This is a genomic window from Marinomonas epiphytica, assembly GCF_054780655.1.
In genome coordinates this window covers 1-503 of the sequence record NZ_BAAGVX010000037.1, presented here as the reverse complement: position 1 = coordinate 503, position 503 = coordinate 1, and the positions used below count along the sequence as shown (strand labels likewise).

General features: G+C 41.4%; 2 protein-coding genes. Both read right to left on the bottom strand.

Annotated features, from left to right (window positions below; genetic code table 11):
* The coding region (locus ACYVGZ_RS12430) for a hypothetical protein (RefSeq protein WP_460756029.1) at positions 1-212 on the bottom strand (212 nt) is incomplete at its 3' end.
* A 60-nt stretch (positions 213-272) separates the two neighbouring features.
* The coding region (locus tag ACYVGZ_RS12425; protein ID WP_460756026.1) for a hypothetical protein at positions 273-503 on the bottom strand (231 nt) is incomplete at its 5' end.

Sequence of the window (503 nt, the reverse complement as noted above, 5' to 3'; positions counted from 1 at the left end):
GCTTCTTTTTCAGCGAAAGTATGTGCACCGCTTAGGTTAACGCTGGCATCTACCGCTACGCCTTGAAGCTCAAGAGTTTTAGCTAGTGCATCAACACCTGCTTTAGCAGTACGTACTTGTTCGATTGGACTGTCGTCTGTGTTTGCAAATGCACCAGAAGTCATAACAGCAGTAGCAAAAAGGGCGATGGCAGATTTTTTAAATGTGTTCATAATATTCTTTCCTTTCAATTCAGTTTAATTCGTTAAATTAAAATTCAATTAATAATGCGATTAAGAGTTTTGTTGGCTTAGTGCATTAAACTGTGCTTGAAGCTCAGAATATTTAGCTTGGTAAGCCGCTTCTTTTTCAGCGAAAGTGTGTGCACCGTTTAGATTAACGCTGGCATCTACCGCTACGCCTTGAAGCTCAAGAGTTTTAGCAAGAGCATCAACGCCTGCTTTAGCGGTACGTACTTGTTCAATTGGGCTGTCGTCTGTGTTTGCAAATGCACCAGAAGTCAT